General features: G+C 63.9%; 9 protein-coding genes and 2 pseudogenes. 6 read left to right on the top strand and 5 right to left on the bottom strand.

Annotation, left to right across the window (positions count from 1 at the left end; genetic code table 11):
- Positions 1 to 185 precede the first annotated feature (185 nt).
- On the top strand, positions 186 to 572 hold the full coding sequence (locus H7U20_RS10000; RefSeq protein ID WP_199759005.1) for a hypothetical protein: 387 nt from the start codon (positions 186 to 188) through the stop codon (positions 570 to 572).
- A 46-nt stretch (positions 573 to 618) separates the two neighbouring features.
- Positions 619 to 1,623, top strand: a pseudogene (locus H7U20_RS09995) (IS630 family transposase).
- 191 nt (positions 1,624 to 1,814) lie between these two features.
- On the opposite strand, the gene H7U20_RS09990 reads toward H7U20_RS09995, so the two are convergent.
- Positions 1,815 to 3,428: an alkaline phosphatase D family protein gene (locus H7U20_RS09990; protein WP_199759004.1), complete on the bottom strand. Its 1,614-nt coding sequence runs from the start codon at positions 3,426 to 3,428 to the stop codon at positions 1,815 to 1,817.
- A gap of 107 nt (positions 3,429 to 3,535) precedes the next feature.
- Positions 3,536 to 4,621 (bottom strand): M12 family metallopeptidase, encoded by a 1,086-nt coding sequence (locus tag H7U20_RS09985; protein WP_199759003.1) that lies wholly within the window; start codon positions 4,619 to 4,621, stop codon positions 3,536 to 3,538.
- Positions 4,622 to 5,848: 1,227 nt separating this feature from the next.
- Here H7U20_RS09985 and H7U20_RS09980 point away from each other — a divergent pair.
- From H7U20_RS09980 to H7U20_RS09970, 4 genes and pseudogenes are all read left to right on the top strand, one after another.
- A complete protein-coding gene (locus H7U20_RS09980; protein WP_199759002.1) occupies positions 5,849 to 6,877 on the top strand; it encodes an ABC transporter substrate-binding protein in 1,029 nt (342 codons plus the stop codon).
- A 35-nt stretch (positions 6,878 to 6,912) separates the two neighbouring features.
- A complete protein-coding gene (locus tag H7U20_RS09975; RefSeq protein WP_199759001.1) occupies positions 6,913 to 9,171 on the top strand; it encodes a diguanylate cyclase domain-containing protein in 2,259 nt (752 codons plus the stop codon).
- A 216-nt stretch (positions 9,172 to 9,387) separates the two neighbouring features.
- Positions 9,388 to 9,513: a hypothetical protein gene (locus tag H7U20_RS30645; protein ID WP_255522626.1), complete on the top strand. Its 126-nt coding sequence runs from the start codon at positions 9,388 to 9,390 to the stop codon at positions 9,511 to 9,513.
- A gap of 12 nt (positions 9,514 to 9,525) precedes the next feature.
- Positions 9,526 to 10,068: pseudogene (locus H7U20_RS09970) on the top strand (serine hydrolase); the annotation flags it as partial.
- A gap of 91 nt (positions 10,069 to 10,159) precedes the next feature.
- Here the strand turns inward: H7U20_RS09970 and H7U20_RS09965 are convergent.
- From H7U20_RS09965 to H7U20_RS09955, 3 genes are all read right to left on the bottom strand, one after another.
- A complete protein-coding gene (locus H7U20_RS09965; RefSeq protein ID WP_199758999.1) occupies positions 10,160 to 11,134 on the bottom strand; it encodes a thymidylate synthase in 975 nt (324 codons plus the stop codon).
- 409 nt (positions 11,135 to 11,543) lie between these two features.
- Complete coding sequence (locus H7U20_RS09960; protein WP_199758998.1) at positions 11,544 to 13,055, bottom strand: DEAD/DEAH box helicase; 1,512 nt, start codon at positions 13,053 to 13,055, stop codon at positions 11,544 to 11,546.
- Positions 13,056 to 13,117: 62 nt separating this feature from the next.
- Positions 13,118 to 14,215, bottom strand: coding sequence for a threonine aldolase family protein (locus tag H7U20_RS09955; protein ID WP_199758997.1), 1,098 nt, complete (start codon positions 14,213 to 14,215; stop codon positions 13,118 to 13,120).
- Positions 14,216 to 14,296 lie beyond the last annotated feature (81 nt).

The following is a 14,296-nucleotide window of genomic DNA, read 5'->3' as shown; positions in this document are numbered from 1 at the left end:
TCGTTGGGATGGATAAGTGTACTCAAAACGTGCCGTGCCTTGAAGAGGGGCCAGCTACGGAAAGGTGCATAATCACACGAATCTAAACAGCTAGCGAGGCTCATACGGTTTAATTTTCGATAAATTTCGCTATTAGCATGGCCCGTCGTGACTGGCCATGCACTCTATTATGAAGAGGTTGGACTATGACGACGATGCATTTAAATCGCTTAATGTTGTTTATGAATATCGGGTGCTACACTGTGGGAACTTCGGCGTATTCATCAATAGTTTCAAGTTCGGCTTTAATGGAAGCCATATTGTGGAGCTCCTTTGCCTTGGGTGCTTCATTCGCAGGAGCGACGCTGGTCACGCGCCATGGTCAGAGAAACGCCGTCAGCATTGATAATGTTGCAAGGAGTAATTCTGATTCACTAATAGTCGTGTTTATATTGTTTCTTCCAATAGTTTTTATTTTATATGAACTGATTTCAATCTACGGCATGCACGCCGCAGCTAATATGGTAAGTTGGGCTAATATCGTGATTGCTGGTTATATCGGTCAAAACTTGGAATCCATTTTTCGCCGCTGATACTAACCTTCTAGAAAGTAACGTAAGTTCGTAATATAATGGCTGCATGAAATGCAAACGAACTTCCGACGGCTGCAAACTGGACCACCACGCGCTCCAGGTCATGCGCCAACAAGCGATCAAAGCGGTGCGCGAAGGCCAGACGGCGGCGAGCGTGGCCGCCGCCTACGGCTTGAGCGTCACCACTGTTTTCCGATGGCTGGCCAAGTTCGCCGAAGGCGGCCAGAACGCCTTGCTCGCCAAGCCGATCCCGGGCCGACCGCCGAAGGTCACTGCCGAGGAAATGCGGTGGATTGCGCAGGCCGTGAAGAACAAGACACCGCAACAGTTCAAGTTCGAGTTTGGCCTGCGGACGCTGTCGCTGATGCGCGAGTTGATCAACCGCCAGTTCGGCAAGTCCTTGTGGTTGGAGGCGGTCCCGCGCGTCATGAAGCTGCGGGGTTTTTCCGTGCAGAAGCCGCTGTATCAGGCCTGGCAGCAGGATCCGCTGCTGGTCCAGAAGTGGTAGGCCGAGACCTATCCGGCCATCAAGGCCGAAGCGAAGGCCGCCGGCACCAACATCTACTTCGCCGACGAGGCCGGCATCCGTTCTGACTACCATACCGGCATCACTTGGGCTCCGGTTGGCGAAACGCCGGTCGTCGAGGTGGCCGGACGCCGCGTCTCCTTCAACATGATTTAGGCGGTGAGTCCGCGCGGCGACTTTCGTTTCATGATTCATGAGGGCACCGTGGACGCGGCCGTGTTCAAGGAGTTTCTCAAGCGCTTGATGGTCGGAGCAACCAAGGCCGTGTTCGTTGTCGTGGACGGCCACTCCATTCACAAGGCCAAGCTCGTGAGGCAATACGTCGACAGCCTCGACGGCGCACTCAAACTGTCCTACCTGCCGCCGTACTCGCCACACCTCAATCCCGACGAGCAGGTCTGGGCACACGTGACGCGCCAAGTCAGTAAGCAATTCGTGCAAGACAAAGACGGGATGAAAAAACTCGCCCTCGGCGCCTTGCGCCGTATTCAGAAATTGCCGGCGATGGTCAAATCGTTCTTTTAGCAACAGGAATGCCGCTACGCCGCCTAAATACTTACTTTACGTTCTGGAGGGTTGGTAAAAGCATGCAGAACGCGGCATTTGCAAGGTGCGGAAGGCGAACTTATCCAGTCAAGGCGTACAGGAAACATGCGGCGGGCGCGGCATCGGCAACTCCAGTCCGCGTCCAGCCGCCCCTGCCTTCGACTTGGCCCTTAGACAGCCTGCGGCTCCAAGGTCTTCCTAAACTGCGACACGCCGTCCAGGTCCAGCAGCTCGACCGTCATGGCCTTCGACTGCGGGTCGATGGTGACCTCGCCGAAGAACTGGTAGCCGGCGAACGGCGAAGAGTTGGCGATTTTCGGCGCCTTGGCGAACACCTCGGTCGGGCCGAAGGTCATGTCCAGCTTGTTCGGGCCGAAGGCGCCGGCGTTCATCGGCCCGGCGACGAATTCCCAGAACGGCGCGAAGTCGGTGAAGCTGGCCTTGGCCGGATCGTAGTAGTGCGCCGCGCAGTAGTGCACGTCGGCGGTGATCCAGGTGACGTTCTTGATCGCCTTGATGGCTTTGAGCAGGCGGGCGATTTCCAGTTCGCGCCCGGACGCCGGGCCGTCGTCGCCGTTGGCGCTGGCTTCCCAGCGCGTCGCGCCGTTCGCCTCGGTGCCGTCCGGCACGTACAGGCTCAGCGGCATGTCGGCGGCGATCACCTTCCACGTCGCCTTGGACGCCTTCAGCTCGCCGATCAGCCAGTCGATCTGCGCCGGTCCCAGGTAGGCGCTGCTGGCGTCCTCGACCGTTTGGCGGTTGGCCGAGTTGGGGCCGCGATAGCTGCGCATGTCCAGCACGAACACGTCGAGCAGGGGGCCGTAGGAAACGCTGCGGTAGATGCGCTGCGGCTCGGACTGCTTGAAATAGCGCATCGGCGCGTATTCGAGGAAGGCGCGCTGGCCGCGCGCCGCCAAGGTGGCGACGTTCTTTTCCTTGTAGCGGGCGTCGGCCGACAGGTCCTTCGAGCCGCTGTAGTTGTTGACCACCTCGTGGTCGTCCCACTGCCACAACTGCGGCACCTGGGCGGCGAACTTGCGGTAGTTCAGGTCCAGCGTGTTGTAGGCGTGGCGGCCACGGTACTCCTTCAGCGTCTCGGCCACCTTGCTGACCTCTTCGGTGACGAGGCTCTTCCAGATCTTGCCGTTCTCGGCCAGGGTCTCGGCCTGGATCGGGCCGTCGGCGTAGATGGTGTCGCCGCTGTGGATGAAGAAGTCCGGGTCGCGCTTGCGCATCGCCTCGTAGATCTTGACGCCGCCGAACTCGGTGTTGATGCCCCAGCCCTGGCCGGCGTTGTCGCCGCTCCAGTGGAAGCGCACCGGCTTGTTGCTGCTGGCATCGGGCGCGGTGCGGAACTGGCCGGACAGCACCTCGCTCTCGATGCGGCCGTCGCTGGTGTCGACGTAGCGCACCCGCACGTTGAGCGTCTGGCCGGCCGGCAGGCCGCTCAGGTCGACGCGGCTGGTGAAGTCGGTCGCCTCGGTGGCGGTGGGGCCGACGATGCGGCTGGGGTTGCTGAACTTGTCGCTGGTGTCGTACTCGACGATCATCTGCGCGTTGCGGTCGCTGCGGCTCCAGACGATGGCCTGGTTCGAGGTGACGTCGCCGAACTGGATGCCGGACAGCAGCTTGGGCCGGTCCTTGTCGCTGATGATGACGGCCGGCGCGGCCGGCGACGAGTCGCCGCCGCAAGCACTGAGCAGGGCGGAACCGGACAGGGCGGTGCCGCCGACCAGGATGCCGCCCTGCGAGAGGAAGCGGCGGCGCGAGAGTATGGAAGTCATAGAAGCTCCTAAGAGAATAGGAATGCATCCTATGTTTTTCATGTGACAACATCATGAAATGCCGGCCGGAAAAATGTCACCGGCCGGCGCGCGCCGCCATTCCCGGATTACCAGAGCATGATGGACGGGGTGGCGTCGGCGTTGCGGAACAGCATGCGGAAGTTGATGTGGTAGGTCTTGTTCTTTTCAAGCCGCAGCTTGAGATGGGCATTGTCTTCCTTGCCGCTGTCGTCCTGGCCGATCAGGAATTCGCCGCCGTCGGCGGCATGCTGTTCGAACACCACCAGCACCCCATCGCATTCGCCGAAGGTGCGCAGCTCGTACTGCCGCGTGCACTTCGGGGAAAACTTGAAACTGCGCTGCTCGCCGTGGTCCAGGTCCAGCGGTTCCGACGCGCCAATGTGCAGTTCGGGCAGATCGGCTTCCGTCAGGGCCGGATAGAAGCGCTGGGTCCAGGCGATGTCGATGTCCGACAGTTTGTTGCCGGGCGGGTGGATGCCTTCGACATCGTAGGGCTTGGGCAACTGGATCAGCCCCTCTTCGAAGGCGTATTCCATGATGGAACGGGGATCCCATTCCGAGCCCTGGATTTTCCCGCTGGTGTACTTGTTGAGGATATTGTTGCGGATTGTCGCCTCGTCCCAGTTGTTGGGCGGCCGGGAGAAGGCGCTGATCACGGCTTGCTCGTTCCACACGATGCCCGCGTTGGGATTCTGATGCTCGTGCGGCAGGCCGATGGCGTGGCCGATTTCGTGTATCGCCACGCCGACGGTGCGCGGGTCCGTCAACAGGTTCCAGCCGAAATTCATCGTCGGGTCGCTGGTCGGAATACCCAGGCAATCGCGCCCGATGTAAGACCAGGAGCCCTCGCCGCGCATGAAGGCGATGCGGATGTGGGCTTCGTCGGGTGCCGTGGTTTCCTTGAAGCTGAGGCCGATGCCGATGTTTTTCCAGGCGTCGAAGGCGCTGCGCACCAGATCCAGTTCGCCGTTGACGTCGGACGCCTTGCCGGCTGCGGTGTAAAAGTAGTACTTGAGTGCCGTTCCGTTGGCCCAGTATTTTTCCGTTTCCAGCATGATTTCCTGCCGATCGAAGGAAACCTTGCCTTCGAATGTGCGCTTGGGTATCGGTTTCAGGGCGCATTGATGAAGATCGTGTGACGCCGTGTATTGGGTTTGCTGTGTCGTGCTCATGCTGCCTCCATATGTGAATAGTGAAGAGTGAAGAGGACAAGAAATCCTCGCCGGCCATCAGGCGCGATTTGCCGCGAGGGAATTGGGCGGACCAGCGACGGCGCCAGCCGTTGGCGCCGGGTCTGCCGTTGACGCGAACAAGCGGGTGGCGGAGCGAAGAACGACAATTCTGCGCGTAAATTCGAGAGCAAATCTCTCGTATTGTCACGTGCCAAGCACTCCATGTTGTCAATGGGAAGCGAAGGGTAATGGTTGGAAATCGTATGCCTGAATTTCGAGCGGCCACCGCCCTTCGCCACGCCCAAGTTTTGGATCGGCAGGGAGCCGTTTGGTTCAATCAGAACGGGGCCGGCCGGTACCGGCAGGGACGGCGGCGCCGCAGCGCTGGAGACGATCAGGTGAAAGGCGCCGCGTCATTTGGGATAGCGTTTGGCAATAAACGACTTGTCGCTGTCGGACAACTGGCCGTTGCCGCCCATCGCGATGCCGCCCGTCCATGCGGGAACAAAGGTCATGCTCATGATGGATGTGGGGTCGAAGTCGCGGTATGGCGGCAGATCTTGGTGCGTCGCCTTTTGGAATACATTCGCTTCGACGGTCCTTTTATCCCAGTTATTGGGGGTTCTTGATAGCACCCGAAAGACCAGATCGCGATTCCATGCAATGTTCGCATGGGGGGGGGGGGAGGTGCTCGTTGATCAGGCCAAGAAGATGACAGCAGCATCGACTGGCAGTATTTGCACTTGATCGCTTCCAAGTGGACAAGCTCTTTGCAGAACGGACAGGTTTTCATAGAACACCTTCGGACGCCCAAGGGAAAATATTTCGTCGGGACTGAGGCGCGCCGAGTGGCAATCCAACGGAAATTAGTTGTCAATTATATCTTTTTAGTCCGTGCGGGGCCGGACGTCGTTGTTATTCTGGCATCGGCGCCGCAAGCGAAATGAAAACCGCGACACGGGCCGGCCGGCGGCCCGCCGGGCCACAAAATTCCCATGGGAAACGTCGTTGCGCGGGTCAGCAAATTGTTCGGGGCGGCCGCCTCCGCAAGTACAAACATGCAATACTATCCAAATCTATCCAATTGTTGCAGGGGCTTGGTTTCGGCGGAGTGATCGGTGCGCGGCGGCGGACTCCGCGCGGCGACCGGGACGGGCGCCGAGTTCCCGACTGTGGCGCATCGGGGGAGTGCAAATGAGCATGGCGTTCAAGTGCCTCGCATGGGCCATGTCTGTCCTTGTCGCCTGGGCCGTGTCCGGCGCGGCGGCGGCTGGCGAGCCCGAGCTTGGCCGGCCCGCCGCGACGCCGGCGCCGATTGCCGTCAATATCGGCTACCCACGGGCGAACTATTGGCCGCTGTATGTTGCCCGCGATTTGAAACTGTTCGAGCAAGTCGGCCTGGAACCGCGTTTCAGCGCCTTCACCACGGGCGCGCCCTTGATGGAGGGAATGAAGAACGGCAGCCTGGACGTGGCCTGGACCGGCCTGGCGACCTTGTTCATGCTGGGCAAGGACATCCCCTTGCGCTTCATCCTGGTCGCCATCGACACGTCGAGTCAAATGAGCATGGTGGTCGACCCGCGCGCCGGCATCCATGGCGTCGCCGATCTGAAGAAGTCCAAGGCGATCGGCGCGCCCGGCGGCACCTGCGGCGAAGTGTCCGCCGTGCTGGCCGCCAAGAAAGCCCGCCTGCCGGTCGGCGCGCTCAAGGTGTCCAATCTGGCCCCCAACCTGTTGCTGGGCGCCTTGCGCAACGGCCAGATCGACACCGCCTTCATATGGGGGCCGTGGGATCTGCAATTGCGCGACGCCGGCTTCAAGATCGTCGCCAGCGACCGGGATTTCGTTGCCGGCGGCGGCGTGTGCGCCTCGACGGTGGCAATGCGGCCGGCGTTTCTGGAGCGCCATCCCTCGGTCGGCTGCAAGATGGTGAAGGTGCACGCTTTGGCCTTGGCGGCGGGGCGGCGCGACCCCGAGATGGCGATCCGCGCGATCCAAAAAGAGTTGGGACTCAGCTACAAGCTGGCCAAGGAATCCTACGAGACGCTGGCCGTGCCGTCGATACCGTCGCAGTTGGCGGCGGGCTCGGCGTGGTCGCTGACCAACGAGGACGGCGGCCTGGCGGAAAAGCTCAGGGTCGCCGCCGAGGTGATGTTTGAAACCAAGTCCTTCAGCCAGCCGCTGTCGAAGGAAACCATCTGGCGTTCGATCGACGCCAAGCATGTGCGGCAATACCTTCAAACCGACTGCAAGTGATGCCGGCGCGGCGGGCTGACAAAGGGGAATAGGCGATGCAAGGCAGCTACGATCCCGGTTTGATCAGCTTTTCCCTCGTCATCGCGGTGATTACCGCCTTCGTCTGGTTCGACCTGGCGCCGCGTGTCGCCGCCACGCGGGGCCGGCGGGCGGCGCGCTTCTGGCTGGCCGGCGGCGCGCTGTCGATCGGCACGGGAATCTGGGCCATGCATTTCATCGGCATGCTGGCCTTTTCGCTGCCGATCTCGATGTCGTACGACCTGCCCATCACCGCCTGTTCGCTGCTGCTGGCCTTGCTCGCGGCGACACTGGCGCTGCACACGGCCAGTCTCGACCGCCTCAGCCTGCGCCGCCTGGCGATGGTCGGCCCGCTGGTCGGCGCCGGCATCGCGACGATGCACTACCTCGGCATGGAGGCGATGCGCATGCAGCCGCGTATCGACTACGAGCCGCTGTTTTTCCTGTTGTCCGTGCTGATCGCCTGCGCCGGCGCGACCGCCGGCATCTGGATCGCCTTCCAATCGCACCACGGCGGCGTGTTGGCGCCGCTGTGGCGCAAATGCGTCGACGCGCTGTCCATCGGCGCCGCGCTGGGCGGCATGCACTACGCCGGCATGGCCGCCGCGCGCTACGCCAACGGCGCCGTTTGCCTGGCCAATTCCCAGCCGATGAACAGCGCCTGGATCGCCGGCACCATCGGCGGGCTGACCTTGCTCATCCTCATCACCACCCTGATCGTCTCGGTGTTCGTGGTGATCCCGCCGACGATACGCTCGCGCCTGGTGTTCCTGGTCATGGGCTGCGTCCTGCCGGTCTCGCTGATGGCGATGGCCTTCGTCTTCTACGACTACCACCGGGGACAGGCGCAACTGCTCAGCAACGCCGTGGCCACGGCGCGCTCGATGAATGCGCTGGTGGACAAGGACCTGGCCAGCGTGGAATCGGCATTGCAAGTGTTGGCGACGTCGCGCAATCTGCCGATCAGCAACTACATGGACTTCTACGGGCAGGCGGTGGAGGTGTTGCGGGAGCTCCACGCCAATGCGATCACCTTGTCCGACGCCAGCGGCCAGCAACTGATCGATACGCGCCGGCCCTATGGCGAGTCGCTGCCCGTGTATGACCATGCGGCGCAGGCGCAGCGGATTTTCGCCACCGGGCGGCCGGTCATTTCGGATTTCTTCATTGGCGACCTGAACCGCGAGCCCCTCATCACCATCGGCGTGCCGGTCTGGCGGGCCAAGACGATCACCCACCAGATCAGCGCCAGCATATTTTCGGCGCGGCTGTCGAACATACTCGCCCGGCCGCAACTGCCGTCGGACTGGATCGTCACCATCTTCGACAGCGTCGGCACCGTGGTGGCGCGCAGCCACGACATGGCGCGCTTCGTCGGCAAGAAAGGGCCGGCGCGCCTGCTCAAGCGTCTGGCCGAAAGCGGCGAGGGGGCGATCGAGATCAAGGCCTACGACGACCGTCCGGTGATCGCCGCGTTCAGCCGTTCGTCGGTGTCCAACTGGACGGTGGCGATTGGCATTCCGACCAAGCATTTCACCGACGCCTTGCTCAGTTCGCTCTGGTGGCTGATGCTGGCGTTGGCGCTGCTTCTGGTCAGCAGCCTGGCGCTTGCCTGGTGTATCGGCAGATCCATCGCGCGCTCGATCTACGCGCTGACCGAACCGGCGCTGGCGCTGGGCAACGGCGCCAGGGTGACGGTTCCGCCACTCGGCCTGATCGAGGCCGACGCGGTGGGCCGGGCGCTGACCAAGGCGTCGACGATTCTGGCCTCGGTGCAGCACGAGGCACAGCACGATGCGTTGACCGGCCTGGCCAATCGCGCCCTGTTCAACGAGATCACCCGCCAGCACTTGATGCTTGCCCGGCGCAACGGCGGCAACCTCGCCGTGCTCTACATCGACCTGGACGGCTTCAAATTGGTCAACGACACGCACGGCCACGAGGCCGGCGACGCGCTGCTGGTCGCCGTGGCCGCGAGCCTGCTGGCGAATATCCGCGAATGCGACTTGGCCGCGCGGCTGGGCGGCGACGAGTTTGCGGTGGTGTTGGTTCAGCCGGGCATGGCGGGCGCCGCCGCCATCGCCGGCAAGCTGGTCGATTGCCTGTCGGCGCCGTATGCCATCGGCGCAGTCAGCTTGCAAATTTCCGCCAGCATCGGCGTTGCCGAGTATCCGGAGTCGGCCGGCACTTACGAAACCTTGCTGAGCAAGGCGGACAACGCCATGTACATGGCCAAGCGCGACGGCAAACACCGCTTTGTCATCGCCGCCCCTTAGCGTGGCGCGCCGGCAATGGGCGGCTGCGGCTGCATTACAAAAAAATAGTCGCTGTCTCGCAAAATATGCGGCATCATCCGCTGCTAAGTTCATAACATTGACATGAACTTTACCCAGTAATTCGCTGTCAAAAATCACTTTTTCGGCTTGCGTGCGTAGGTGCGTGCGCCGGCGAAGGATTGTTGACGACCGACCATTTTGCTTTGGGAATCGACTATGCATCAAATTAACAGATCGGCGCTCGCGCTCGCCTTGTGCGCCATCGGCGCATTCGCCCTGGCCAACGTTCCGGCCCACGCCGCCAAGCGCGAGCTGCTTGCGGCGCCCGGCGCGCGCTATTAGTACGCCAGCGTCAACTACAGCATCCTCGGCATGGTCATCGCCAAGCTGGGCGGCATGCCTTATGACAAATACATCAGCGAGCAATTCCTGCGGCCGCTCGGCATGAAACACACTTATTTCGACGTCGAACATGGCGTCATCGCCGGCCAGGCCTCGCCTTACGAGGAAGGTCCGATCCCGGCGCATTACATCAGCCCGAGCCTTGGCTATGCCGCCGGCAGCTTCTTCTCCAGCAACGCCGACATTGCCCTGTGGAGCGAGGCGCTGGCCGCCTTGCAGAAGAAGGCGCTGGCGCCGGCGGGCGCGGCGCCGCTGATCGGCCGCTACGATGACCATGGCAAGGCGCGCACCATCAGCTATGCGGACGGGCAATTGTTCAGCGAGGTGCCGGGTTTCCCGCCGAGCAAAATCCATCCCGTCTCGTCCAACGTCTTCTTCTTCGACGACAACGACGACGCGCGTCTCGAATTCGCGTTCAAGGATGGCAAGGTGGTGGGGTTGCAGCGTTACGACGTCGACCGCGAACCCTGGTTGACGTACACGCGGGCGGAGTGATGATCCGCAGTTGGAATAACAGAAGGTGAAACGCGAGGCATGCCGCGGAATCGCGGCATGCCTCGATTTAAATCTTAGTCAATAGCTGACGTCACACCGCCATCGGCGCCGTGATCGGCGCATGGTGTTGATAGCCCACCAGCGAAAAGTCCGACGGTTCGATCTTCTCCAGCCACTCCGGCTCGTACTTGCCGGTCTTGGCGAATTCCGGCACGCGGTCGGCGATGACGAACTGCGGCGCCGGGAAGGGCGCGCGGGTCAGCTGTTCCTTGACCATGTCCAGATGGTTCTCGTAGATGTGCGCGTCGCCGATGAAGTAGGTGAACCAGCGCGGCGTGTAGCCGGTCAGGCGCGCCACCAGATGCAGCAGGGCGGCGCCTTCGGCCAGGTTGAACGGCGTGCCCAAGCCGATGTCGTTGCTGCGCACGTAGAGGCAGAGCGACAGCTCGCGCGTGCCGGCGTTGGGGATGAACTGGTACAGCAGATGGCAGGCGGGCAGGGCGACGGCGTCCAGGTCGGCCGGATTCCAGCCGTGGAACAGGATGCGCCGGCTGCCCGGGTTGTTGACGATGGTGTCCAGGCATTCGCGCAACTGGTCGATGGCCTTGTACAGCAGGACCTTCTTGACGCCCTCGTCGTCGATGGGGGCGACCAGGCGGAAGCCGTTCAACTGCGCGTCGGCGATCTGCGCCGGCTGGTCCGCTTCGATCAGCTTGTAGCCGGGCCAGCCGCGCCATTGCACGCCGTAGACCGGACCGAGGTCGTCCTCGCCCATGCGGTAGGGGTTGTCCAGCCATTGCTGGTTCTCGTTGGCGTTCTGGTCCCACACCTTGCAGCCGAGGGCGCGGAAGTCGGCCGCGCTGCGCGAGGCGCGCAGGAAGGCGCACAGTTCGCCGACCACCGATTTGAAGGCCAGCTTCTTCGTCGTCACGGCGGGGAAGCCGTCGTTGAGCAGGTCGAAGCGCATCATCGCGCCGGGCACGGAGAGGGTGCGGATGCCGGTGCGGTTGTCCTGCCAGCTGCCGGTTTCAAGAACGGTTTTGATCAAATCCTGGTATTGCTGCATGTGTTACTCCAACGTGGAACGGGCGCCGCAGGGGGCGCCTTGAAAGGGTAGATTGTAGCAGGCCCCCGTCGTCCTCGCGAATGCGGGGACCCATGCCGAGCGAGAGGGGCCGCAGCTTATGGCAGGCTGCGGCGCTATGCCGGCGTGGCATGGGTTGCCGCCTGCGCGGCAACGACGGCGCTGAGTGCAGCGGCGTGGAATGGGTTGCCGCCTGCGCGGCAACGACGGCGTTGAGTGCACTGGCGTGGAATGGGTTGCCGCCTATGCGGCAACGACGGCGTTGAGTGCACTGGCGTGGAATGGGTTGCCGCCTGCGCGGCAACGACGGCGCCGAGTGCACTGGCGTGGCATGGGTTGCCGCCTACGCGGCAACGACGGCGCTTAGCGCGCCGGGCGATGGCGATCCGGTTTAGCGCCCGCGCCCGCCCGGCTTGGCGGCTTTGCGGGCCGCCGGCTGCGCTGCCGCGCGGGCGGTCGATTTTGGCCCCCGGCCGGCGGTGACGAACACGGCGCCCTTCGGTACTGGCTTGCCGGCACCTTGTCCACCTTGTCCGCCTTGGCCGCCGTGGCGTGACGTGGCCCCGGCGCTGAATTTACCGGACTTGCCAGCCTGGCCGCCCAGGCCGGCCACTGGCGTGGCGCTGGATAGCCCTGGATGGCCGCCGGCCAGCGCTGCCTTGCCGCCGGGCGCTCCGGTGAACGGGCGCTTCTTCTTGCTCGTGGCCTCCTTGGCCTCCTTGGCGGCGGCCGCGGCGGCGGCGCCGGCCGGACCGGTCTCCGGCACGCGGTGGTCGGCCTCAAAGCCGGGCTCCTCCTCGCGGCGGATCACCTGGCGGGTCAGCTTTTCGATCTCGGCCAGCAGGTCGACCTCGTCGGCGCAAACCAGCGAGACGGCTTCGCCCTCGGCGCCGGCGCGGCCGGTGCGGCCGATGCGGTGGATGTAGTCCTCGGCCACGGTCGGCAGATCAAAGTTGACCACCTGCGGCAGCGCGTCGATATCGAGGCCGCGCGCGGCCACGTCGGTGGCCACCAGCACCTGCACCTGCGCCGTCTTGAAGCGGTCCAACGCGCGCAGGCGGGCCGGCTGGGTCTTGTCGCCGTGGATGGCGTCGGCCGTCACGCCTTGTTCCAGCAGGACTTTGACCAGCGCGTCGACGCCCTTGCGGGTCTTGACGAACACCAGCACCTGGCCCCAGCGCCGCTGTTTCAACAGGTGCAGGAACAGCTCGGCCTTGCGCCGCTTGTCGGTGGTAATGAGCCACTGCTTGACGGTCTTGGTGGCGGTGTTGCGCGGGCTGACCTGGATCTGCACCGGGTTGTTGAGCAGGCCGCCGGCCAGCGCGCGAATCGCGTCGGAGAAGGTGGCCGAGAACAGCAAGGTCTGGCGCTGCTTGGGCAGGGCGTCGAAGACGGCGTTCAGCTCGCGCGAAAAGCCCAGGTCGAGCATGCGGTCGGCCTCGTCGAGCACCAGCGTTTGCAGCGAGTCGAAATTGAGCACACCCTGGCCGTACAGGTCGAGCAGGCGGCCGGGCGTGGCCACCAGCACGTCGAGGCCCTTGCGCAGTTTGCTGATCTGCGGTTCGATCGCCACGCCGCCATACGCCACATAGAAGCGCAGCGGCAGGTTGCCGCCGTAGCGGCGGAAGCTGTCATAGACCTGCTCGGCCAGCTCGCGGGTGGGCACCAACACCAGGCAGCGCACCGATTGCGGCGCCACCACGCCGTCCATCGTCAGCCGCTGCAGGATGGGCAGGGCGAAGCCGGCGGTCTTGCCGGTGCCGGTTTGGGCGGCGGCCATCAGGTCGCGGCCAGCCAGCACGGCGGGAATCGCCTGGGTTTGCACCGGCGTCGCCTCGGTGTAGCCCAGCGCGTCGAGCGTGCGCTGGATGGGATCGATCAGGCCGAGGGATTGGAAGCTCATGGTGTGGATTCTGAATTCTGAAAAAGGGCGCAGTGTAGCCGCTGGCGGCCGCTTCTGCTGGATTAGTTGGGCGCCGACTTGGACAGCGCGGCGGTCCACAGCGTGAGGATCTCGCGCAGCCGCGCGTCGGCCAGCGTCAGGAGGTTGTCGCCGACGTAGAGCTCGACCACGCTATGGCCGCTCAGGGCGCCGTGGTTGGCGCGGTTGAACAGCCAGACGCCGTGTTCGGCGGCGATCTGGTTGCGGATCTCGTTGGCGCGCTCGCGCGGGACCGGCAGGTGCAGGTGCAGCATGTTGGCCTGCGGCCGCGCCGGGTTCGGCGTCAGCAGCGGAAAGTCGCGCAGCTGCGCGTACAGCCACTCGGTGCGGCGGAAGTAGTCGGGCATGGCGGCCAGGCGGGCGTCGAACTGCATGGCGGCGGCCACCACGTAGGGCGTGCGGTGCACCAGGTTGCCGCCCTGGCGGCGGAACCATTCCTGCGCCTTGGCGACGAAGTCGGCGCTGCCGGCCAGCATGGCGCCGCCCATGCCGCCGATGCCCTTGTACAGCGAGACGTAGACCGAGTCGAAGCCGGCGGCGATCTCCTGCGGCGTGCGGCCGAAGCCGGCGGCGCTCTCCCACAGGCGGGCGCCGTCCATGTGCAGGTGGATGTTGTGCGAGCGGCAGTGGTCCTTGATCTCGTTCAGTTCTTCCCAGCTGGGGCACTGGCCGCCGATCTCGCGCGCCGGGATCTCGATGGCGGCGGCGCCCAGCGGGTCGGGGATGGCGCGCAGCTCGTCCAGCGTCCACGGCCGGTGCTGGTCGCCGATCTGCAGCGCCTGGAAGTGGTCGAGCAGATGGTGGTTGCCGCGCTCGTGGCGGAAGATGTGGGCGGTCGGGTGCAGCGCCACCAGGCGGCTGCCGCGTTCGGCGCAGGCCAGGCGCAGCGCCGTCACCTGGGTCATGGTGCCGGTGATGCAGAAGGTGGCCGCCTCGAAGCCGAGCAGGCCGGCGACCTTGCGCTCGAACTCCTGGATCAGCGTGCCCTCGCCATAGGTGTCGTGGCTGACGGCGTTGGCCTCGCACCAGGCGGCCATGGCGGCGAAGCTTTGCGCCGGCGTCAACTGGCGGTGGCCCGGCAGGGCGGTGTGGCATTGCTGGCGCAGGTCGGCGTCGTTCATGGCGGGCTCCGGTTTTTTCAAAAGGGTTGGACTGACGGTCAAGGCGCCGGCGGCGGCAAAACCACCCGGAGGCGGAGAGCT

Source organism: Rugamonas violacea (genome assembly GCF_016461825.1).
In the GTDB taxonomy this organism is placed as follows: Bacteria; Pseudomonadota; Gammaproteobacteria; order Burkholderiales; family Burkholderiaceae_D; genus Rugamonas.
Note: the sequence above shows the minus strand (reverse complement) of the source record. Positions and strands in the feature narration are given on the sequence as shown.

Bases quoted from the DNA above. Each gene is read 5' to 3' on its own strand.
- H7U20_RS09980 (WP_199759002.1), top strand. From the start codon at position 5,849: ATGTCTGTCCTTGTCGCCTGGGCCGTGTCCGGCGCGGCGGCGGCTGGC.
- H7U20_RS09975 (WP_199759001.1), top strand. From the start codon at position 6,913: ATGCAAGGCAGCTACGATCCCGGTTTGATCAGCTTTTCCCTCGTCATC.
- H7U20_RS09955 (WP_199758997.1), bottom strand. From the start codon at position 14,215: ATGAACGACGCCGACCTGCGCCAGCAATGCCACACCGCCCTGCCGGGC.
- H7U20_RS10000 (WP_199759005.1), top strand. From the start codon at position 186: ATGACGACGATGCATTTAAATCGCTTAATGTTGTTTATGAATATCGGG.
- H7U20_RS09985 (WP_199759003.1), bottom strand. From the start codon at position 4,621: ATGAGCACGACACAGCAAACCCAATACACGGCGTCACACGATCTTCAT.
- H7U20_RS30645 (WP_255522626.1), top strand. From the start codon at position 9,388: ATGCATCAAATTAACAGATCGGCGCTCGCGCTCGCCTTGTGCGCCATC.
- H7U20_RS09960 (WP_199758998.1), bottom strand. From the start codon at position 13,055: ATGAGCTTCCAATCCCTCGGCCTGATCGATCCCATCCAGCGCACGCTC.
- H7U20_RS09990 (WP_199759004.1), bottom strand. From the start codon at position 3,428: ATGACTTCCATACTCTCGCGCCGCCGCTTCCTCTCGCAGGGCGGCATC.
- H7U20_RS09965 (WP_199758999.1), bottom strand. From the start codon at position 11,134: ATGCAGCAATACCAGGATTTGATCAAAACCGTTCTTGAAACCGGCAGC.